Source organism: Vibrio zhugei, from assembly GCF_003716875.1.
GTDB lineage: Bacteria > Pseudomonadota > Gammaproteobacteria > Enterobacterales > Vibrionaceae > Vibrio > Vibrio zhugei.
This window is the reverse complement of the sequence record NZ_CP033078.1, coordinates 770,907-790,238: the sequence shown is the minus strand read 5'-3', so window position 1 is coordinate 790,238 and position 19,332 is coordinate 770,907. Positions and strand designations below refer to the sequence as shown.

The 19,332-nt window shown below is 45.7% G+C and carries 20 protein-coding genes and 4 pseudogenes; 13 read left to right on the top strand and 11 right to left on the bottom strand.

Going from position 1 to position 19,332, the window contains the following annotated elements; all coding sequences use genetic code 11:
* The first annotated feature begins 38 nt into the window (after positions 1 to 38).
* The 3 genes and pseudogenes from copI to EAE30_RS08915 all read left to right on the top strand — a co-directional run.
* Positions 39 to 593: a copper-resistant cuproprotein CopI gene (gene copI, locus EAE30_RS08925; protein WP_123015593.1), complete on the top strand. Its 555-nt coding sequence runs from the start codon at positions 39 to 41 to the stop codon at positions 591 to 593.
* An 18-nt stretch (positions 594 to 611) separates the two neighbouring features.
* A complete protein-coding gene (locus tag EAE30_RS08920; RefSeq protein ID WP_164711820.1) occupies positions 612 to 950 on the top strand; it encodes a hypothetical protein in 339 nt (112 codons plus the stop codon).
* A 59-nt stretch (positions 951 to 1,009) separates the two neighbouring features.
* Positions 1,010 to 1,416 (top strand): annotated as a pseudogene (locus tag EAE30_RS08915) (transposase); the annotation flags it as partial.
* Positions 1,417 to 1,440: 24 nt separating this feature from the next.
* On the opposite strand, the gene tnpC reads toward EAE30_RS08915, so the two are convergent.
* From tnpC to tnpA, 3 genes are read right to left on the bottom strand one after another with little or no spacing between them, the layout of a single operon-like run.
* Complete coding sequence (gene tnpC, locus EAE30_RS08910) at positions 1,441 to 2,994, bottom strand: IS66 family transposase (RefSeq protein WP_123014139.1); 1,554 nt, start codon at positions 2,992 to 2,994, stop codon at positions 1,441 to 1,443.
* Between the two features lie 59 nt (positions 2,995 to 3,053).
* Positions 3,054 to 3,407, bottom strand: a complete 354-nt coding sequence (gene tnpB / locus EAE30_RS08905; protein ID WP_164711751.1) for an IS66 family insertion sequence element accessory protein TnpB — start codon at positions 3,405 to 3,407, stop codon at positions 3,054 to 3,056.
* Entirely contained in the window at positions 3,404 to 3,724 is a 321-nt protein-coding gene (tnpA, locus tag EAE30_RS08900; protein ID WP_123014138.1) for an IS66 family insertion sequence element accessory protein TnpA, read from the bottom strand. The genes tnpB and tnpA overlap by 4 nt, the downstream gene beginning before the upstream one ends.
* 81 nt (positions 3,725 to 3,805) lie before the next feature.
* Between tnpA and EAE30_RS08895 the strand changes: the two are divergent.
* From EAE30_RS08895 to EAE30_RS08875, 6 genes and pseudogenes are all read left to right on the top strand, one after another.
* Positions 3,806 to 4,588 (top strand): annotated as a pseudogene (locus EAE30_RS08895) (IS3 family transposase); the annotation flags it as partial.
* 99 nt (positions 4,589 to 4,687) lie between these two features.
* Positions 4,688 to 4,834 (top strand): hypothetical protein, encoded by a 147-nt coding sequence (locus EAE30_RS18755; RefSeq protein WP_164711819.1) that lies wholly within the window; start codon positions 4,688 to 4,690, stop codon positions 4,832 to 4,834.
* 19 nt (positions 4,835 to 4,853) lie between these two features.
* On the top strand, positions 4,854 to 5,294 hold the full coding sequence (locus EAE30_RS08890) for a DUF411 domain-containing protein (RefSeq protein WP_123015591.1): 441 nt from the start codon (positions 4,854 to 4,856) through the stop codon (positions 5,292 to 5,294).
* A 160-nt stretch (positions 5,295 to 5,454) separates the two neighbouring features.
* Positions 5,455 to 5,786, top strand: a pseudogene (locus EAE30_RS08885) (transposase); the annotation flags it as partial.
* Between the two features lie 375 nt (positions 5,787 to 6,161).
* Positions 6,162 to 6,299 (top strand): annotated as a pseudogene (locus tag EAE30_RS08880) (thioredoxin-dependent thiol peroxidase); the annotation flags it as partial.
* A gap of 164 nt (positions 6,300 to 6,463) precedes the next feature.
* Positions 6,464 to 7,777: an IS4 family transposase gene (locus EAE30_RS08875; RefSeq protein ID WP_123017299.1), complete on the top strand. Its 1,314-nt coding sequence runs from the start codon at positions 6,464 to 6,466 to the stop codon at positions 7,775 to 7,777.
* A gap of 72 nt (positions 7,778 to 7,849) precedes the next feature.
* Here the strand turns inward: EAE30_RS08875 and EAE30_RS08870 are convergent, their stop codons facing one another.
* Entirely contained in the window at positions 7,850 to 8,929 is a 1,080-nt protein-coding gene (locus EAE30_RS08870; protein ID WP_123015589.1) for an AI-2E family transporter, read from the bottom strand.
* A gap of 381 nt (positions 8,930 to 9,310) precedes the next feature.
* Here EAE30_RS08870 and bepA point away from each other — a divergent pair, with 381 nt between their 5' ends.
* The 3 genes from bepA to wrbA are packed head-to-tail and all read left to right on the top strand — an operon-like array spanning position 9,311 to position 11,731.
* Complete coding sequence (gene bepA, locus EAE30_RS08865) at positions 9,311 to 10,786, top strand: beta-barrel assembly-enhancing protease (RefSeq protein WP_123017314.1); 1,476 nt, start codon at positions 9,311 to 9,313, stop codon at positions 10,784 to 10,786.
* Positions 10,787 to 10,802: 16 nt separating this feature from the next.
* Entirely contained in the window at positions 10,803 to 11,153 is a 351-nt protein-coding gene (gene arsC / locus EAE30_RS08860) for an arsenate reductase (glutaredoxin) (protein ID WP_123015588.1), read from the top strand.
* The gene (gene wrbA / locus EAE30_RS08855; protein WP_123015587.1) at positions 11,150 to 11,731 is read left to right on the top strand and encodes an NAD(P)H:quinone oxidoreductase; all 582 of its coding nucleotides are present in this window, start codon (positions 11,150 to 11,152) and stop codon (positions 11,729 to 11,731) included. Before arsC ends, wrbA begins: the two co-directional genes overlap by 4 nt.
* Positions 11,732 to 11,838: 107 nt before the next feature.
* Here wrbA and EAE30_RS08850 read toward each other — a convergent pair whose 3' ends face one another.
* Entirely contained in the window at positions 11,839 to 13,065 is a 1,227-nt protein-coding gene (locus EAE30_RS08850) for a DUF2066 domain-containing protein (protein ID WP_123015586.1), read from the bottom strand.
* Between the two features lie 216 nt (positions 13,066 to 13,281).
* Between EAE30_RS08850 and EAE30_RS08845 the strand changes: the two genes are divergently transcribed.
* Entirely contained in the window at positions 13,282 to 14,526 is a 1,245-nt protein-coding gene (locus EAE30_RS08845; protein ID WP_123015585.1) for a uracil-xanthine permease family protein, read from the top strand.
* A gap of 81 nt (positions 14,527 to 14,607) precedes the next feature.
* Here EAE30_RS08845 and ybaK read toward each other — a convergent pair whose 3' ends face one another.
* The 6 genes from ybaK to prfA all read right to left on the bottom strand — a co-directional run bounded on the left by ybaK (position 14,608) and on the right by prfA (position 19,330).
* Positions 14,608 to 15,084, bottom strand: a complete 477-nt coding sequence (gene ybaK, locus EAE30_RS08840) for a Cys-tRNA(Pro) deacylase (RefSeq protein ID WP_123015584.1) — start codon at positions 15,082 to 15,084, stop codon at positions 14,608 to 14,610.
* Positions 15,085 to 15,288: 204 nt separating this feature from the next.
* Positions 15,289 to 16,140 (bottom strand): 3-deoxy-8-phosphooctulonate synthase, encoded by an 852-nt coding sequence (kdsA, locus tag EAE30_RS08835; protein ID WP_123015583.1) that lies wholly within the window; start codon positions 16,138 to 16,140, stop codon positions 15,289 to 15,291.
* A 20-nt stretch (positions 16,141 to 16,160) separates the two neighbouring features.
* Positions 16,161 to 16,970 (bottom strand): SirB1 family protein, encoded by an 810-nt coding sequence (locus EAE30_RS08830; protein ID WP_123017313.1) that lies wholly within the window; start codon positions 16,968 to 16,970, stop codon positions 16,161 to 16,163.
* A gap of 22 nt (positions 16,971 to 16,992) precedes the next feature.
* Positions 16,993 to 17,376: a SirB2 family protein gene (locus tag EAE30_RS08825; protein WP_123015582.1), complete on the bottom strand. Its 384-nt coding sequence runs from the start codon at positions 17,374 to 17,376 to the stop codon at positions 16,993 to 16,995.
* 12 nt (positions 17,377 to 17,388) lie between these two features.
* On the bottom strand, positions 17,389 to 18,237 hold the full coding sequence (prmC, locus tag EAE30_RS08820; protein WP_241967771.1) for a peptide chain release factor N(5)-glutamine methyltransferase: 849 nt from the start codon (positions 18,235 to 18,237) through the stop codon (positions 17,389 to 17,391).
* Positions 18,238 to 18,241: 4 nt separating this feature from the next.
* Positions 18,242 to 19,330, bottom strand: coding sequence for a peptide chain release factor 1 (gene prfA / locus EAE30_RS08815; RefSeq protein ID WP_123015580.1), 1,089 nt, complete (start codon positions 19,328 to 19,330; stop codon positions 18,242 to 18,244).
* Positions 19,331 to 19,332 lie beyond the last annotated feature (2 nt).

Genomic DNA, 19,332 nt, shown 5'->3' with positions numbered 1-19,332 from the left:
CCCGTAAACTTATTAATGAAATAGTAAGGAATATAACCATGAAAAAGACACTACTAGCCGTATTACTTTCAATGACAGCAGCGTCAGCTATGGCAGAGATAGATCATTCAAAGATGGACCACGGTTCTATGAACCGTGAGAGCATGGACCACAGTAATATGAATAATGGAGATATGGACCATTCAAAAATGGATCACTCTATGATGAATATGGAGGGAATGTTGGATGTTGGTATGCCAGCAACAGGTGCAAAGCCAGATAAAGTGGTCCATGTTGTGTTGGCAGATGACATGACAATCAAGTTCAAAAAAGAAGTACAAATTGAACCGAATGATGTAGTTCAATTTGTGGTTATGAATGCTGGCAAGATTGATCACGAGTTCACTATTGGTTCAGCGAAAGAGCAACTTGAACATCGAGAAATGATGAAGAAAATGCCTCATCATATGCATGATTCTGGGAATGCAGTTACAGTAAAACCGGGTAAAGCTAAGCAGTTGTTTTGGCACTTCCACGGGGATAGCAAGGTTGAATTTGCATGCAATATTCCAGGGCATGCAGAAGCAGGCATGATTAAAAAAGTGAGTTTATAGGCGCTATAAAGGAATCTGATGATGTTAAAGCGTTCATTCATGCTAGTGGGGATGTTTAGTGTGAGCTTATTCTCCTATGCGTCGGAAGGCTCAATTTCAGCCGGTGAGTCGACTTTTCGTACTGTAGGGGGATATGGATGTATTGCGTGTCATGGGCTTTATGGTCAAGGGGGAGGTAACGTTGGTGGGAATATCAGAGGTAACTCCTTAAATGACCTGAAATACAGCCTAGAGCATGAACAAACAATGAAGCTTTTAGGCGACGCACTAAGTGAACAAGATAAGATAAATCTAGCAGAATACATGGAGTATCTTGGAACGTTTCAATTAGTGGATTGGATGTATGTAGTGGCATAGTGAATTTGGTCACTTAGTTAGAGGTGATATCATCACCTCATAAGTTAACAGGTGACACTATGACAAAACGCACAAGACGACTATTTAGCGCAGAATTTAAGTTAGAAGCAGCGCAGTTAGTCCTAGACCAGAACTACTCAGTGACTGAAGCAGCCCAAGCCATGAATGTGGGTAAATCCACGATGGATAAATGGGTTCGCCAACTTAGAGGAGAGCGCCAAGGGAAAACACCGAAAGCTTCTCCTATGACCCCTGAGCAAATAGAAATTCGGGAATTGAAAAAGAAGTTGGCTCGCCTTGAAGAGCATAATGAAATACTAAAAAAAGCCACAGCTCTGTTGATGTCGGACTCACTGAACAATTCTTGATCATCAAGAAACTCAAGCAGAGCTACAGCGTAAAAACATTATGCGAAGTCTTCAATGTTCATCGAAGCAGTTATAACTATTGGCTTAAACGCCGTAAGCGCCCCATGAACACACGGGGCGTTTTAGTGTGAGAAGTTCCACGGAAGAAGTGAGTCAATGTCGGGCTCTGCTTTCGCCAGCTCTTTCATGCACTTGACCATGTAATCGTAGAGAATGAGTCCATTGGCTTTAGCCGTCTCGATGATGCTATAGAGTAATGCGCTAGCATCGGCGCCTCTTGATGTGTTGGCGAAGAGCCAATTTTTTCGGCCAATGACCATCGATTTTATCGCACGCTCTGCTCGATTGTTGTCGATGGATACGTGCCCATCATCCACATAACGCACCAACTTTGGCCATTGACCCAAGGTGTATTTAATCGCTTTACCCAGTGGGCTGGATTCGAACACTTTCTGTGTCGTGAGCCATTGATACAGGTCGTCCAATATCGGTTTGGCGTGTGATTGTCTCTCTGACCAACGCTCTTCGGCTGACGACGGTTTTAAGTGAGCTTCAAGCGCATAAAGTTTTTGGATTTTCGCCAGCGCGATATCCACTTTTCCAGTCTTGCCTTTTCCCTGGAGCTTTTTTGCCTCCATGAACTTACGGCGAGCATGAGCGAAGCAACCGACGTTTGTCACTTGAGTGAGACCATCGTACGCCACATAACCATCGGTTTGCAGGTAACCCGAGTAATCGCCCAAGAAGTCCATTGGGCACGCTCTCGCGCGACTGTTTTGATAGTCGTACAAGACGATGTTTTTCATCTCCGGTAAACAAGCTTGCGGAGAGTCAGCTCCTGAGCAGTAAAGCCACATGTAACTGCGCTTCTCTTCTTGCAGCACATTCAATGGGGTTTCATCAGCATGCACCACCACTTGCTCAAGTAAGTGCGTTTTTAAGGCTTGGTACAAGGGTTGGAACTTCTCGCTCACTTGGATAACCCAGCGAGCCATAGTGGTTCTTGATAAGTCGATGCCCGATTGCGTGAACAAGGTTTCTTGTCGATACAGCGGCAAGGCGTACTGGTATTTACCTAAGATGATATGGGCCAGCAAGCTTTCTGTGGCGAAGCTTTTGGGGATGATGCTTTCGGGTACTGGCTGTTGGTGAACTGGGTTAGTCTCACTGTGTTGCTCACAATGACGGCACGCGTATTTAGGACGAACGTAGTCGATAACGTTGAGTATCGCAGGCGTGAACTCCAGTTTCTCGCTACGGTCTTCCCCGATTTGATGCAGAGAATGTTGGCAGCAAGGACACTGTTTATCGTGCTCGTCCAGGTCAAGAACCACGGTTTCGCGAGGTAAGTCTTTCGGTAATGGCTTGCGTTTACCACGGCGCTTTGTTGTGGTCGTCGTGGTCACCACGTCTTCGTCGACGTTCTCCGCTTCGCATTCCACTTCATTAAAGAAGTCGCCCTGAGCTTCGTTATACGGTTTTAACGCTTCAGAGCGCTTGGCGAACTGACGGTCAAGTGCCAGTTTGAACTGCTCAATCAAGGATTGGCGTTCTTGTTGCCATTGTGATTCTTTTTGCTGCCAAGCTTCTTGCTCAGACATCAACGCCTTCACCATCGCTTGAAGTTCCGCGATGTTTTGGCTGTCTGGATTGATGTCGGGGGTCGTCTTTTTCATGGTATTCATTGTACTGAATACCGATAAAAAAGGCTTGGTTTATCTGACTTTTATTGCCATTAACCCATTGTAAAACTGTCGATTTTTACCGATTTATGGCCGATTATTGTGAAGCCAGAAAGCAGTCTGTCGAGGTCAAATTGCGTTAAGGTCAACACCGTATTTTTCTCTTGCGTGGGCCACTTAAACTTGGCTTTTTCGAGGCGTTTATACCAGAGCGCATAACCCGTTTGGTCCCAATACAACACTTTTATTTTATCGCGTTGTTTATTGGTGAAGAGGAACAATGCCCCTGAGCCTAGCTCAAGGTCGGTGTCGGATTCAATCAACAGCGCCAGACCATTGATAGATTTTCTGAAATCGACAAACTCGCGGTATAAATACACCACTGGCGCGGTCATCATGCGCTTCATGACAAGGCTCCAATCAACTCAGCAAGATAGTGTGGTGGCGTGCCTTGAGGAATACTCAATTCGATGTTATTTACTATCAAAGTCATGTTGGCTACCGACGTCTGGGTCACCTTGCGACAGGTGGTTTTTTCAATAATTTCGGCCTTAACGAAGCCGCTCTGAGTTGGAGATGGGTTAACACTCAACTGCTGCCGCTTAGCGTAAAACGTCGATACGCTAATGTCGTGTTTTTGGCAAAAATCTTGTTGTGTAAGCGAACTGGCTTGGCATTGCTCAATCAGAGAAAGCCATTCTTGATCGGTGCGTCGTTTATTCATGTCACATCTCCTTTGGATTGGAGATGTGATCATAGAGTGGGCAAAGCCTGATTAGAATGTGGGGTTTGTGGTGCGCTTACTAAACGCCCAACGGTAATTAATGCTGAAATAGTAAAACTTCGCAGCTTGGTTAGTGAGGCACACACTGCAAGCAATGGCTCTGCGGGAGCAAGAACCATTGCAGATATAGTTACAACCCAGGGCGTAAAGCTGAGTCGTTACCGAGCGACAAAACTGATGAGAACTCTTGGTTTAGTGAGTTGCCAAGAGCCAAAGCATCGTTACAGAAAGGCTTCACAAGAGCATATTGAAGTTCCAAATCACTTAGGTCGTCAGTTTGCTGTTACCGCCCCAAATGAAGTCTGGGTTGGCGATGTTACGTATATTTGGACGGGTAATCGGTGGATGTATTTAGCGGTCGTTATCGATCTTTTTGCTCGTAAAGTGATCGGTTGGTCGATGTCTTTATCACCTGATACTCGGTTAACAGGTAAAGCTCTTTCGATGGCTTATGAGTCACGTGGTAAGCCTAAAGGTGTCATGTTCCATAGCGATCAAGGTAGTCACTATACCAGTCGTAAATACCGCCAATTACTGTGGCGTTTTCAAATAAAACAGAGTTTATCTCGCAGAGGAAATTGCTGGGATAATGCGCCAATGGAGCGCTTCTTTAGAAGTCTGAAGACTGAATGGGTGCCAACTGTGGGTTATCGTAGCTTCGCTGAGGCTCAACAAGAGATCATCCGCTATATTATCGGATATTACTGCCAACTCAGGCCGCATCAGTATAACGGTGGCCTAACGCCCAATGAATCAGAACGATTATATTGGGAAAACTCTGAAACCGTGGCCAATTTTAGTTGACCACTACAGTATGAAGGTACCAAGGGGGCGCTACTCTCAGTTTCTATAGATAGCGGCAAGAAGAGTCAGTTGGTGGTACTAAATAAAATGTTTGAGTCGATGTCAATTGATCTCTCCCCTTTGGCTGGTAAACATTTAACACTGCGTGTAGAGCCGTATGAAACTCAGTACTTTGAGTGGCTTCCTGAAAAGGGAGTATATGAGCTGAGTTATGGCGATGAAGCCGTCAGTATTAACGTAAAATAGATTTTGGTTAGGTAACTTTATGAGTAAAAATTTGAGACTTATTGCACTTTCATCTTTGATTTTGAGTTTTAACGTCTTTGCTAAGCCTGTTATTGAGCTTTATAAATCGCCTACTTGTGGTTGCTGCAAGGAATGGGCTGCAATTATGGAGAAGAAAGGCTATGAAGTGAATGTTAACCATGCTCGTGATTGGAGTGATGTCAAACAAGAGTTTGGTATGCCTAATCAACTGATGTCCTGCCATACAGCTGTCATTGGTGGCTATATGATTGAAGGGCATGTTCCTGAGTCTGATATCAAACGTTTGCTTGAGGAGAGACTTGAAAATATTTCAGGAATTGCGGCTCCTAGTATGCCGCAGCATTCGCCGGGAATGGCACGACCAGGGCAAGAGTACAAAGGCTTTAATGTGGTGTCTTTTGACAAGACAGGTCACATGAAGCTGTACAATAAGTACTAAAAGTCGATTAAGCATTTTGGGCTCTTGAGGTAAGAGAGGAGCTCTTTTATTTAATTAAAAGCAGCACTTACACTAACTGAAACGAGCCCCCATCATTCTGATCCGCCCCAGCAGTTTTGGACACTGAGTTAAGTGAGTACAATCACTAACGAGGTGAACAATGACAACTAAGAAAACTAGAATTAAACATTCCCCTGAATTTAAAGCAGAAGCCTTGAAGTTAGCAGATAAAGTGGGAGTAGCTGCGACAGCAAGATAGCTTTCTTTACATGAATCTCAAATCTACGGGTGGCGGAAGAACTCGAAGAAAGACACCAGTACTAGTCAGCGAGAGCAAGAGCTAGCCGCAGAGGTTGCCAAGCTCAAAAGGCAGTTGGCTGAGCAAGCAGAAGAGCTAGAAATTGTAAAAAAGGCCGCCACCTACTTCGCGAAGAATCTAAAGTAGATTGCTACGAGTTTATGCTCGAACACCTGCTGTGCTTCAGTATAGTGATCTGCACCAGCGAAACTAGACACTTCACTAAGCGACTTTTCCATATCTAAAGTTATCCGCATTTTCCTAATTTAAGTGATTACTCTAAGTAACTTTTGTCCAAAAATGATTTACAAAGCTAAATCCGTGTGTGTGATCACCGAGCGACTTTGTCGCAATGACAATAAGCCCCATTTTATAACTTCACCTAAACTTTTTATGACAAGTTTTCGCTTGGAAAAGCGTCAAAAATAGCCCAATTTACAAAAAAATATGACAACTGCTATAATTAGGGTTTAAACAAGAAATTTATTAACTTAACTCATTGTTAAAGATAGACTTTATTAAGAATCGTCAAAATTTATGTCTTAGCATATTTCCAAGGGTGTACTAACATGGGTAGAGAAAATATGGGCATCGTGAGAACCAGTTTTCTTATTGATGAACATCGCAATATTGAACATGTGTTTAATAAATTCAAGACCAAAGACCATCACGACGTCGTGTTAAATTATTTGAACGAAAACGCGTAAGTCCTATCCCTTCCTCAGTAAGGCATAAGGCAACAGACACGCCCTGAACCATTAAAAAAGCGCCTATCATCAGGTAATGCCGATCAGTTAAGACTAAAATGATCGGTTGAAGGATCCATCTAACGTGTCAAAATCCGAGTGTATTCATGCACTCGGATTTTTTTATGTTTTTAAGACAAGCACTTAACCAAGTACACAAATTTTCTGCTGAACAACTTTCGGGGTTATCTGACCTACTTTCCCCTGAACTCATTTCGCAATGTTTAGAAGATACCGGAATTACCACAGTTCGTAGACGAAGATTGCCTATGGAGATGATGGTATGGAGTGTCGTTGGGATGTCTTTATATCGTCACTTGTCTATGGAGAAAGTTGTGTCGAAACTGGATATCCTCCTTCCAGGTAAGAAGCCATTTGTTGCTCCAAGTGCCGTCATCCAAGCCAGACAACGGTTGGGCTCCGATGTCATGAAATCCGTTTTTACTCAAACACAGAAGATTTGGCATGATAAAACGCCTCATCCAGACTGGCATGGACTCACGCTTCATGCTGTCGACGGCGTCGTCTGGCGAACGCCAGATACGAAAGAAAACGGTGAGACATTCAGTCGGACTCGGAATCAAAAGTGCTCGTCCGAATATCCTCAAGTGCGCATGGTCTGCCACATGGAACTGACTAGTCATCTTCTAAATAGCGCTTCGTTCGATTCCACATCAACAAGTGAAGTGGACCTAACAACGGAGCTCATAGAGCAATCACCAGATAATAGCCTGACTATCTTCGATAGAGGTTTTTATGCGCTAGGGCTTTTACACCGTTGGCAGACAACAGGGACAGAAAGACATTGGCTAATTCCCATGCGTAAAGGGGCGCAATACACGACACTTCGCCAATTAGGACGTGGTCAAGAGCTGGTTGAGTTAACGCTATCCCCACAAGCGAAGAAGAAGTGGCACGATGCACCAGAAACACTCGAGGCTCGATTAATCACCAAGACGATAAAGGGGAAGGAAGTTCGGTTATTAACCTCAATGACAGATCCCTTGCGTTACCCAGGGCAAGACATAGCCGAGCTATATAGCCATCGGTGGGAAATCGAACTTGGTTATCGAGAAATGAAGCAATATATGCTGCAAAACACCCTAACCCTAAGAAGTAAAAAGCCTGAGCTAGTAGAACAAGAATTATGGGGCATGCTGCTGGCTTACAACTTACTTAGGTTCTTGATGTGCCAAATGGCTTACGATCAAAACAAGGTCATGCCTTACCAGATAGGGTTCAAACAAGCTTCGTTGTTCTTAATAGGGCAATTACAGCAACTGCCGTCAGTGGCACCGGGAAGGGTCCCGGAGGTGATGAATTACATCTTAGATATGGCTGAGAGTTTTACGCTGCCAGAAAGGAGAGAACGAAGCTATCCAAGAGCAGTAAAAAGAAGGCCCAGTCGCTATGCGACCAGGCCTTCTAAAAGATGTTAAATGCCTCTTAACTTACAAGCATTACCTATCATCAGGCGCTTTTTTTTGTTTGGTTATCTCAATAAATCTCAATTATTCTTCTGTCGGTGAATGATACCCAGAGTCCTCGAACGCTGGCAAAGCATGCCATACCGCTTTGACCAACGTAGCCAATGGGATGGCAAAAAAGACCCCCCAGAACCCCCATAGCCCGCCAAAAATTAAGACCGCAGCAATGATGGCGACCGGATGCAGATTGACCGCTTCCGAAAATAAAATGGGTACGATCACATTACCATCAATGATTTGCACAATCCCATATACGATCATCATCGTATAAAACTCGGGGGTTAGCCCCCATTGAAATAACCCTACAATCGCCACTGGCACGGTGACCACAGCGGCGCCAATATACGGGATCAGGACCGATGCCCCAACCGCTACCGCTAACAATACCGCGTAGCGAAGGTCTAATACCGCAAAGGTAATGTAAGTGGCGACACCAACAATGACAATTTCCAGCGCTTTACCACGTATGTAATTGGAGATTTGCTCATTCATCTCACTCCATACCTGCGCGGCAAGCACTCGGTTACGAGGCATAATACGACCAAAGCCTCGTAACATTTGCTGTTTATCTTTGAGAATAAAGAACACCAATAACGGTACCAAAATCAAATACACCGCCAACGTAGCGATACTGATAAGCGATGACAGTGAACCTTTTAGTGCGGATTCACCAAACATCAGCGCTTTATTTTTGGCGTTATCCATTAAAGGCTCGACAATATCCAAGTTGGCCAACTCCGGATAACGTTTGGGGATGGACATGACAGAACGCTGCAAATCTGTGTACATGCTCGGAATATCGTTCACCAAATTAGCAACCTGCTTCCAAATCGTCGGAACTAAACCAAACAAAGCAAATAACATCAAGCCAATAAAAGCGAGTAAGACTAAAATCACTGCGGGAGTGCGCGGCAGGCGCCAACGTTGTAGATGCATCACTGGCCATTCCAACAAATAAGCTAAAACAACCGCAACCAATAATGGCGCAATTAAATGACCAAAAAAGTAAATCGTGACGAAACCAACAATTAATACCGCCAATAGACTGACCGCGTTTGGATCAGAAAAGCGCCTTCTGTACCAATTTTGGACCAATTCTAGCATGCCATGATACTCCTGTACTCGCTGCTATATGCTTTAATAAACGTCGCTTTCTATTGTTTCGAGACAACAAAGAATTGTGATGCTCGGCGAAAGAAAGGCATCAATATGCGCCCGCTATCCAATAAAAAGTGTTATAAAATCAACCTCTCATGGTTTCATTTATTCGTTGAATGATTATGATAGTTATAGTCACACCAACTGAATGAGCGCTATGCGCATGACTTCATGTGACGAGATGGCAGTATTGTATCGCTTTTATCACAAGGGAAACACTCAATCTCTCCCTTATTTAACTCAAGTTCGTTCATGAGCTCATAAGAGAAACCTTTTGTCGAGCTCATGGTCATAAAGTCAGTTGCCTTAGGAGCTCAATTTCGCATGATGTTTCAGAAAAAAAAGCGTTCATTGCTGGGCTTATGTTTGGTCTCTGCCTTATCATTGAGTATTGCAGTGCCCAGTGTAGCCGAGCCCAATAGTGCCGATTTACCAGACATTGGCACAGTGGCGGGCTCTACGTTATCCATCAACAAAGAACTCCAATACGGGGATGCTTATATGCGCATCCTCAGAGCGACTCAGCCGATCATTAACGACCCAGTATTAAATCAATATATTGATGATTTAGGGCATCGTTTAGTCTCCCACGCCGATAATGTCAAAACGCCCTTTCAATTTATTTTGATTCATAATCCGGTGCTCAATGCGTTCGCCTTTTTTGGAGGACACGTAGCCCTGCACTCTGGGCTTTTTTTACATACGCAAACAGAAAGCGAATTGGCGTCTGTCATGGCGCATGAGATCTCCCATATTACTCAGCGACATTTAGCGCGGCGCATGGAAGAAGAAGCTCGTAATACGCCAGCCACCATTGCTGCGATGGCAGGCTCCCTACTTCTGGCGATAGCCTCTCCTCAAGCAGGAATCGCGGCACTTAACGCAACCATGGCGGGTCATATTCAAGGCCAGCTCAACTACTCGCGCAGCAACGAACAAGAAGCGGATCGATTTGGCATGAGAACACTGGAAAATGCGGGGTTTAATGTCATGGCGATGCCGCGCTTTTTCAGTCGATTGGCGGCAGAATATCGCTACTCATCCAAACCACCACAAATGTTACTCACGCACCCACTGCCACAATCGAGAATTACCGATACACGGCAGCGTGCGCAGCAATATAAAGCGCATCATCCTAAGCCATCATTATCTTTCTACTTAGCTCGCTCTCGGGTCGTAGCGCGCTATAGCGACTTAAAGCCGGCCTCCGCGCTAGACTGGCTATCACGCCATAAGGCGCAGGCACCCGCCGCGATGAAGGAGGCCTTTGATTATGGCCAAGCCTTGGTGTACTTGGACAGCGATAAACTGTCTCAAGCTAAAGCCACATTATTTCCTCTATGGAAAAAATCGCCTGATAACCCGTTTTATCTCGATGCCATGAGTGATTTATATTTAGCGTTGAAGCAAGCTTCTAAAGCACAAGCTATGCTTAATCATGCACGCAAAAATAACCCTGATAGCGCGGTCATTTTGATTAACTACGCCAATGTGTTGTATGACGAGGGGAAATTTAAAGCGGCGATTCATGTCCTACAGCGTTACACTCATGCTCATCCAGATGATGTTAACGGCTGGGATTTACTATCCAAAGCGAACAACCGCCTAGGGAATGAACAAGAAGAATTAGCTGCGCGCGCCGAAATTTTGGCATTAAAAGCACAGTGGACAAAAGCGATTCAATACTATACTCAAGCGAGTCAACTCGCTAAGCTGGGCAGCCTCGAACAAGCGCGTTACGATGCCCGAATTGACCAACTGCTCGTTCAACGTGATCGTTTTACAGCGTTACAGAAAAACTAAGAGATAGGAAGAGACTATGTCAGTCGTGATTTATCATAACCCAAGATGCTCAAAAAGTCGTGAGACCTTAGTACTGCTAGAAGCCAATAATGTCCAGCCTGAAGTGGTGAAATACTTAGAAACGCCGCCGTCACTCGAAGAGCTTAAAACATTGTTTGCCAAACTCGGTTTAGATAGTGTTCGTAAAATGATGAGAACCAAGGAAGAGGCTTATAAAAGCCAAAATCTTGATGACCAATCCTTGAGCGATGATGCGCTGTTTCAAGCGATGGTAGACACGCCAAAATTGATCGAACGTCCGATCGTTGTCAATGGGGAACATGCCCGTATTGGCCGTCCACCCGAAAGCGTGCTTGAGATTTTATGAGTACTCAAGTTGTCGTGCTCTATCACAGCCGACACGGCAGTACGCGCACACTTGCTCGCCACATTGCGCGCGGGGTGGAATCCGTAGCGGGATGTGAAGCGTTATTACGTACCGTGTCGGAGTTTACTGACTCGCCACATGACCCCGTCGATCCCATCCTCAGCCTTGAGGAACTCAAACATTGTGATGGTTTGGCCATGGGCAGTCCGGTGTGGTTTGGTAACATGTCTGCGCCCATGAAGCACTTTTGGGATCAAACCACAGCCCTATGGGTCGGAGGCGATCTCATTGACAAACCTGCGTGTGTGTTTACCTCATCGTCCAGCCTTCATGGCGGCCAGGAAACCACCCAAAATACCATGATGCTGCCACTGCTCCATCATGGCATGATGATCTTGGGCATTCCTTATTCACAACCTGCGCTGCACACCACCAAACATGGTGGAACCCCTTATGGGGCGAGCCATGTGAGCGGACATAGTGACTCATTATCTCCCGATGAAATCACTCTAACGCAACATCTAGGAAAACGCCTAGCTTTGGTGGCCACTCAAATGAAAGGTCTGAGCACAAGTTAACCGCCGATGTACTAGGCGGCAGCACTAAGCGAAAGCTCTTTTGCTCCAAACAGTGGGCAACAAAAAAGCGCAGCCGATAGCTGCGCTTTTCTTCTCTTAAACTCTGTTTATCCGTTTTCGTGATTCCAAATAAAATGCAGAGTCGGTCTATGTGGCTGCGGTGAATCCGCAGAAGTTCCATCATTCGCAGACGGTGATGGACCATCCAGCGACTGTGAATCACCAGAATCCATCGCCATGGATGTCTCACTGTCACCAGAAGATGGGGCCAGCCCGGTGGAATCCACTTGGCTGTTGGAGTGGGAAAATTGCGGCATTTTTTCCACATTCATCCAATCATTCTGACGGTCAGAGCTTTGTACCGCATCGTTTCTCAATACTTCGTCTTTGAAGACATCCGCCGAGGTGAGTAGGTGAATACGATATTGTACGTCATCACCTTTAATATGCTGCACATTCACGGATGCAACCGAACTTAATGATGTCAGCATTTTCTCTATATTAAAGAAATCTTGCGCATCCGTCACATGAGTAAAGTCCGCATTTAATGACTGAGAGGATTGGTCGGAAACGATAACGCCACCACGCTGAGCATAATATTCACTGATCGTGTCAATCATGGTCTTCATTGCATCATCACCACTCGCTTGGCCGGTGACCGGTTCTTTAAAATCGTCTTGCATCGCATGTGCCGGTTGATCATACAGCGTCCAATGCAGCTCATCTCCTTGCGCTTGTACCACCATGATGGCATCGGTCGGGTAACGCGCACTCGCCTCACCTATCGCATCGCTAAAGCCTCCCCAAAGATCCGTGGTGGATAAGCCTGTCACGTCAGAAAAATCGCCAACGGGCAAGGTTAACGGCAATCCGCGGACTCTGGCTTCTTGACGCATTTCTTTAAGCAAGGGGGAGCGGCTGCTTTCCCAGATAATCTGACGGTCATAATCGGTATCTTTTACTAACCAAACCAGAATATTGGTGCGTTGTGCCGGCCAGAAGGGCAATTGAGCTTGAGTGAGCAACTCGCGAATATGGACGCCATTGAATCCCAGTTTCACCACCCCTTGACCTTGGTCGTTCTCTGTACGACTGATCTGTGTGAGGTACTGGTCGTTATTATTGAGTGCTTTTTTTACAACACTATTTTGCAATGCCGATGTGGAACCTGTGGCACGAACTAAAACTTGCTCCATACCTTGGATTCTAATCTGATCATCCGATTGTGCATTTTGTGGATCAACCGTTACCTGTGTTTGATACAAGTTCACTTTAGTCACCGCTGCCGCTGGCAGTGATATGACCCCGATTAACAATAAAGCTAAATAGCGCATAACATTCTATCGTTCCCTATTCATGAAGCTTGATGATAAGCAAGTATCGAACCCCGGGCAAGAGATGGGATTCAGGATAGCGTCAAAATTCCAGTTTTCAGACCATTTTCTCTCCGTTACAGACAAAAAGTCGACGATTTTCTATTGAATACATATGGTAATCGATTACAAAAGTGATAAAATTCCCCCAATTTTTATAGCATCAGGGAAAATACGATGAAAAATGCCATTATTGGCGCACAAATGTTATTTGTAGCATTTGGTGCACTGGTTCTTGTTCCGTTGTTAACGGGATTAGATCCTAACGTTGCACTGTTTGGGGCCGGCGCTGGTACCCTCTTATTCCAACTCATTACTCGCCGCTCCGTTCCTATTTTCCTCGCCTCTTCTTTTGCCTTTATTGCTCCCATTATGTATGGCACACAAGCCTTCGGTATTGCCGCGACCATGGGTGGCCTAGTCGCAGCGGGTATGGTGTATGTGTTGCTTGGTGCCGCGATTAAAGTTCGTGGGGTTGGCTTTATCCATAAATTACTGCCTCCTGTGGTTGTCGGTCCGGTCATCATGGTGATTGGGCTTGGCCTTGCCCCTACCGCCGTGAATATGGCGATGGGAAAATCCGGCGATGGGAGTGCCCAGTTAGTCAATGGTGACTATGCCCTGTGGATAGCCCTAGCCTCTTTGCTCACCACCATTGCGATTAGTGTTTATGTCAAAGGGTTTTTCCGCTTAATTCCTATCTGTGGTGGTATTTTCGTTGGCTACATGCTGTCCTTATTTTTTGGTGTTGTCGACTTTTCCGCCATTCACCAAGCGGCTTGGTTCGCACTGCCAAACTTCACCATGCCTGAATTCAATATCAACGCCATTTTATTCATGATTCCCGTGGCGATTGCTCCAGCGGTCGAGCATGTTGGCGACATGATTGCGATTTCTAACGTCACCGGTAAAGACTATTTAAAAAAACCCGGTTTGCATCGCACCATTACTGGTGACGGTGTCGCCACAATTTTGGCGGCTTTTTTAGGAGCGCCGCCGAACACGACATACAGCGAAGTCACAGGAGCGGTGACATTAACTCGAGCATTTAATCCGGTGATCATGACTTGGGCTGCCGTTACCGCGATTGCATTAGCGTTAATTGGCAAGCTCGGCGCGTTCTTACAAACCATTCCTGTGCCTGTCATGGGTGGAATCATGATCTTATTATTTGGCTCCATTGCCACCGTAGGTCTGAATTCACTCATTAAGCATAACGTTGATTTACACAAATCCCGTAATCTAGTCATTGTTGGGGTTGTCTTGGTGTTTGGCATTGGTGGGATGGCATTTGGAATTGGTAACTTCAACCTACAGGGTGTTAGCTTATGTGGTATCGTCGGGATTGTACTGAATCTTATTTTGCCACAAGATCTTGGCGAAAATCATATCGTAGATAGTACTCAGCTCGACGACGAGTAAACTCTCCTCTTCCTTTAAAATGCATAAAAAAAGGTCCTTTATGGACCTTTTTTTATGCGCGTTCGACACTGAGAAACGAGGTTATTCCCCGCACAAATCAACGAAGGTTCCGCGAGTTAACATCGCTAGATCTTGTGGCGACAATTCTATTTCTAACCCTCGCTTACCCGCGCTAACACATATCGTATCCTGTAATTCGGCACTATGATGAATAAAGGTGGGTAAGGCTTTCTTCTGCCCTAGAGGGCTGATACCACCGACGACATAACCTGTCGTTTTCTCGGCGATGTCGGGCTTGGCCATTTCGGCTTTTTTGGCTTTCGCAGCTTTCGCAGCCAATTTGAGATTGAGGCGCAAACTGACCGGAATCACCGCGACGGCTAATTGCTTCTCTTCCCCGTTTAACGCAAACAGTAACGTTTTAAACACCGTACTAGGATCTTGACCCAACACGCGAGCCGCTTCTTCGCCGTAACTTTCACTATTTGGATCATGCTGGTACTGATGGATAGTATGAGGCGTTTTCTTTTTTTTGGCTAAATTAATGGCTGGCGTCATGGTTGTTATCCTTGTTCAAACACGTTATCTCATTACGATATCAATTCAAGCGGCATTATAGCTCGAATCCATCGGGCGTGAAGGGTGTCATGAGCAACATCGCAAGAAGAAAATTAACCGGAGGGAGTGGAACACATCACATCACAACACGCCTAACAATTCAGGCGCGTTATGATGTTATCGCTAAACGTAACGTTTAGCGTGTTATTTAATATCGATATGCTCAAAGCCTTTGATCATATCATCCAAGGCTTTCATTTGTTGTAAAAACGGTTCTAGCTTATCGAGTGGCAGAGCCGATGGACCATCACATTTCGCATTATCTGGATCTGGGTGAGCTTCAATGAATAAGCCCGCAATGCCTGTTGCCAAGCCGGCTTTAGCAAGCTCAACCGTTTGTTCACGGCGACCACCAGAAGCGGCCCCAGAAGGATCACGGTTTTGTAGTGAGTGCGTCACATCAAAGATAATTGGACTACCTTGAGACGCCTTTTTCATCACGCCAAACCCTAAAATATCCACCACTAGGTTATCGTAACCATGGCATGAGCCACGTTCACACAAAATGATATTCTCATTGCCGCATTCAGCAAATTTCTCAACGATATTTCCGACTTGGCCCGGGCTCATAAACTGAGGTTTTTTCACGTTAATCACCGCGCCAGTTTTCGCCATCGCTTCAACTAAGTCTGTTTGACGAGCTAAAAATGCGGGAAGCTGGATAACATCCACCACTTCAGAAACGGGTTGAGCTTGAGCTTCGTTATGCACATCGGTAATGATTTTGACCCCAAACGTCTCTTTGATTTCTTGAAAGATTTTCAATCCTTCGTCTAAACCTGGCCCACGATAAGAGTGGATAGAGCTGCGGTTTGCTTTATCAAACGACGCTTTGAATACATAAGGAATATTGAGTTTATTCGTCACATTGACGTAATGCTCACAAATGCGCATCGCCATATCGCGAGACTCTAAAACATTCATTCCCGCAAATAGCGTGAAGGGTTTATCGTTAGCTACCGGGATGTCACCAACATGAACGATCTTTTGTTCCATTGTGTTCTCTCTTATTATGATTAGTGCACGGTCACATCATCGCGACTTAATGCATTCACTTGAGTTTTTAATAATTCAGCCGCCGGATCATCCGGGCATTGGTCGATAAAATACTGATAATCAGAGGCCGCCACGTGATGGCAATCCAATTGCTGATAGATAAAGCCTCGATCACGAATCTCATAAGGATCATCGGGAACAAAGGTCAGTGCAAGATCTGTACAGCGTAATGCTAAGGTATAGCGCTCTTCACGCAATAACGCATTTTTGATTAACGCTAACCAGCGACCAATGATCGTGGCGTGGTCAGTCGTTTTCAGATGCTCAGGTTTTAACTGGCTCAATGGACCTTTATGCCCCACCAGCCAAGCTTGCAAGGTATGCTGAGACACCTCTTCGCCAGAAAACGGATTCAGATAATAGGCCGTGGATTCAGGCCATACCACTTTAATTAAAAATTGAGTCGGAAAGTTAACGGCCTCAAACGGGAAATCGAGCTTATCAGCAAAATACAATAGCAAAGCGCCTAAGCTAACTGGGATCCCCTTACGGCGCTCAAGCACTTTATCAATGAAGGCATTACTGGCATCAAAATAGGCCTCTTGATCGCCTTTAAAGCCCCATTCTTGATAAAACAATTGCAAGAAAGCCTCGAGACGAGCGGGACCGTGAGTATGCGTTGTTAAGGCCTGCTTCGCCTCCGCGACTAAACGTTCCAACTCTTCTTTCGCCCACGCCACTCTCGTTTCCGAATCAATGGCTTCGTTTAGGACCAAAGCCCCTTCCGCGAGAGGCATTTCATCAAAATCATCATCCGATAAATTTAACAGCATTACTTCGCTACTCTATTGCTTATTGAAAAAACATGGGAACTTTCGTTACGGCAATATTCCCAGCCATGGCTAACCACCCCAGCGCCCCGAGAAAACCAAACGTTCTGAGTAATTTGTTACGCCCCAGTTTCAACGCAAACACGCCTAACGCGATATACGCAACCACACACATCAACTTGCTTGCCATCCACGGTGCTGCTGCGGTAAACGGCACAAAACCAGTGATATAAATTAATACCACGCCAGAAACCAACAACACAGTATCGTTGATATGAGGGAAAATCTTTAAAAACTTATTATTCAGTTTCGGAGAATCCATCATCATCAAAATGTATCTCACGGTTAACAACGTGACACTAATAGCGATGGTCGATAAATGCAATTGCTTGAAAAATTCGTACATGACTTTGTCCTATTAACTCAAAAAACGGCCTAATGTTACACGTTCTTGGCCGCCATAATCTCGCTCCGTGCGCACATCTTGATACCCCAATGTGACTAATTGTTCACGAACCGCTGTTCCTTGATCATACCCATGCTCAAAAATCAGCCACCCACCGTCCAGTAAGTACTCTCTGGCATGGTCGCTGATGTAAGTAATGTCCGCCAACCCGTTTTGCGAAGCCACTAACGCACTTCTCGGCTCAAATCGAACATCCCCTTGCTCTAGATGCGGATCGTTTTCTTCAATGTAAGGGGGATTGGAAACAATCAAAGCAAACTTTGTACCAGCCTTAAGCGGTGTAAACCAACTGCCCTGTTTCACCGTCACATTGTCGAAGCCAAGCCGAGCCGCATTACGCTGTGCTAATTGCTGGGCTTCAATCCGCAAATCAATCCCGACAATAGAACGCTGTGGCCACTCTGATGCCAAAGCCAGAGCGATTGCCCCTGTTCCCGTTCCCAAATCCAACACCTGTCCTGCAGGAATATCAGATAACGCCAAGGCCACTTCGACTAAGCGTTCGGTATCAGGTCGTGGAATCAACGTGGTGGGAGAAACTTGCAAAGGCAAAGACCAAAACTCGCGCTCTCCCGTAATGTGGGCAACAGGTCGGCCTTCAAGACGTAGGGCGAGGAATGACTCAAACTGCGCGGATTCAGCGTCATTCAACGTTTTATCCGGCCAAGTAAATAAATACGAGCGGGGTTTATTGAGTGCATGACAGAGCAACACCGCCGCATCGAGCGACGGTGATTCACTGCCGCTGGCAGCGAGTTGCTGTGTGGCTTGTTTAAGCCGCTCATCAATAGTTGGCATGATGAGATTACTGCTGCTCAGCTAAGGCCGCTAATTGGTCAGCCTGATGCTCTTGGATAACAGGATCGATCAAGGTTTGTAAATCGCCGCCCATCACTTCGTTCAAGCGATATACCGTCAAGTTAATACGATGATCAGACACGCGACCTTGTGGGTAGTTATAGGTACGAATGCGATCACTACGATCCCCCGACCCTAACAAGTCACGGCGCGTATCAGAAATTTCGGCGGCGCGCTTTTCTTCTTCCGCTTTGGCAATACGTGCTGCCAGTACGGCCATCGCTTTCGCTTTGTTTTTATGTTGGGAGCGCTCATCCTGACACTCCACGACAATCCCCGTTGGTAAGTGGGTAATACGAATCGCTGAATCGGTCGTGTTGACGTGCTGACCACCTGCGCCTGATGAGCGGAAGGTATCAATGCGTAAGTCTCCTGTACGCAATTCAGGCACTTCTGCTTCCGGTATTTCAGGCATCACAGCAACGGTACACGCCGAGGTATGCACGCGGCCTTGTGATTCAGTTTCAGGTACTCGTTGGACTCGATGTCCTCCCGATTCGAATTTCAACACGCCATAGACACCTTCTCCGGCGACTTTCGCGATCATTTCCTTGTACCCGCCATGTTCAGACTCACTCGCTGACATGACTTCCACTTTCCAGCCTTTTTTCTCAGCAAAACGGCTGTACATACGGAACAAATCTCCGGCAAAAATCCCCGCTTCATCACCGCCGGCTCCAGCACGGATTTCAAGGAAACAGTTGCGGTCATCATTGGGATCTTTAGGGAGCAATAAGACTTCAAGATCCGACGCTAATTTCGCAATCAGTTGCTCGGCGTCTTTGGCTTCTTCTTCTGCCATTTCGCGCATCTCAGCATCGTCTTCGTTAGCCATTTCTTGAGCGGCTTCTAAATCCTGTTGCGCTTGTTGGTATGCTTGAAAGCATTTGGTGACTTCTTCTAACTGAGAATACTCTTTCGACAGAGTTCGGAATTTATTTTGATCCCCAATGACCTCTGGATCACCTAGCAGATACTGAACTTCTTCATATCGTTCTACTAGGGTTTCAAGCTTTACTAAAATCGACGCTTTCATAG

What these genes read in the sequence shown, in the direction of transcription:
- EAE30_RS08920 (WP_164711820.1), top strand. Translation starts at nt 612, where the DNA reads ATGATGTTAAAGCGTTCATTCATGCTAGTGGGGATGTTTAGTGTGAGC.
- prfA (WP_123015580.1), bottom strand. Translation starts at nt 19,330, where the DNA reads ATGAAAGCGTCGATTTTAGTAAAGCTTGAAACCCTAGTAGAACGATAT.
- EAE30_RS08870 (WP_123015589.1), bottom strand. Translation starts at nt 8,929, where the DNA reads ATGCTAGAATTGGTCCAAAATTGGTACAGAAGGCGCTTTTCTGATCCA.
- copI (WP_123015593.1), top strand. Translation starts at nt 39, where the DNA reads ATGAAAAAGACACTACTAGCCGTATTACTTTCAATGACAGCAGCGTCA.
- EAE30_RS08875 (WP_123017299.1), top strand. Translation starts at nt 6,464, where the DNA reads ATGTTTTTAAGACAAGCACTTAACCAAGTACACAAATTTTCTGCTGAA.
- wrbA (WP_123015587.1), top strand. Translation starts at nt 11,150, where the DNA reads ATGAGTACTCAAGTTGTCGTGCTCTATCACAGCCGACACGGCAGTACG.
- EAE30_RS08890 (WP_123015591.1), top strand. Translation starts at nt 4,854, where the DNA reads ATGAGTAAAAATTTGAGACTTATTGCACTTTCATCTTTGATTTTGAGT.
- EAE30_RS18755 (WP_164711819.1), top strand. Translation starts at nt 4,688, where the DNA reads ATGTCAATTGATCTCTCCCCTTTGGCTGGTAAACATTTAACACTGCGT.
- kdsA (WP_123015583.1), bottom strand. Translation starts at nt 16,140, where the DNA reads ATGGAACAAAAGATCGTTCATGTTGGTGACATCCCGGTAGCTAACGAT.
- bepA (WP_123017314.1), top strand. Translation starts at nt 9,311, where the DNA reads ATGTTTCAGAAAAAAAAGCGTTCATTGCTGGGCTTATGTTTGGTCTCT.
- EAE30_RS08850 (WP_123015586.1), bottom strand. Translation starts at nt 13,065, where the DNA reads ATGCGCTATTTAGCTTTATTGTTAATCGGGGTCATATCACTGCCAGCG.
- arsC (WP_123015588.1), top strand. Translation starts at nt 10,803, where the DNA reads ATGTCAGTCGTGATTTATCATAACCCAAGATGCTCAAAAAGTCGTGAG.
- EAE30_RS08825 (WP_123015582.1), bottom strand. Translation starts at nt 17,376, where the DNA reads ATGTACGAATTTTTCAAGCAATTGCATTTATCGACCATCGCTATTAGT.
- tnpC (WP_123014139.1), bottom strand. Translation starts at nt 2,994, where the DNA reads ATGAAAAAGACGACCCCCGACATCAATCCAGACAGCCAAAACATCGCG.
- tnpA (WP_123014138.1), bottom strand. Translation starts at nt 3,724, where the DNA reads ATGAATAAACGACGCACCGATCAAGAATGGCTTTCTCTGATTGAGCAA.
- ybaK (WP_123015584.1), bottom strand. Translation starts at nt 15,084, where the DNA reads ATGACGCCAGCCATTAATTTAGCCAAAAAAAAGAAAACGCCTCATACT.
- tnpB (WP_164711751.1), bottom strand. Translation starts at nt 3,407, where the DNA reads ATGAAGCGCATGATGACCGCGCCAGTGGTGTATTTATACCGCGAGTTT.
- EAE30_RS08845 (WP_123015585.1), top strand. Translation starts at nt 13,282, where the DNA reads ATGAAAAATGCCATTATTGGCGCACAAATGTTATTTGTAGCATTTGGT.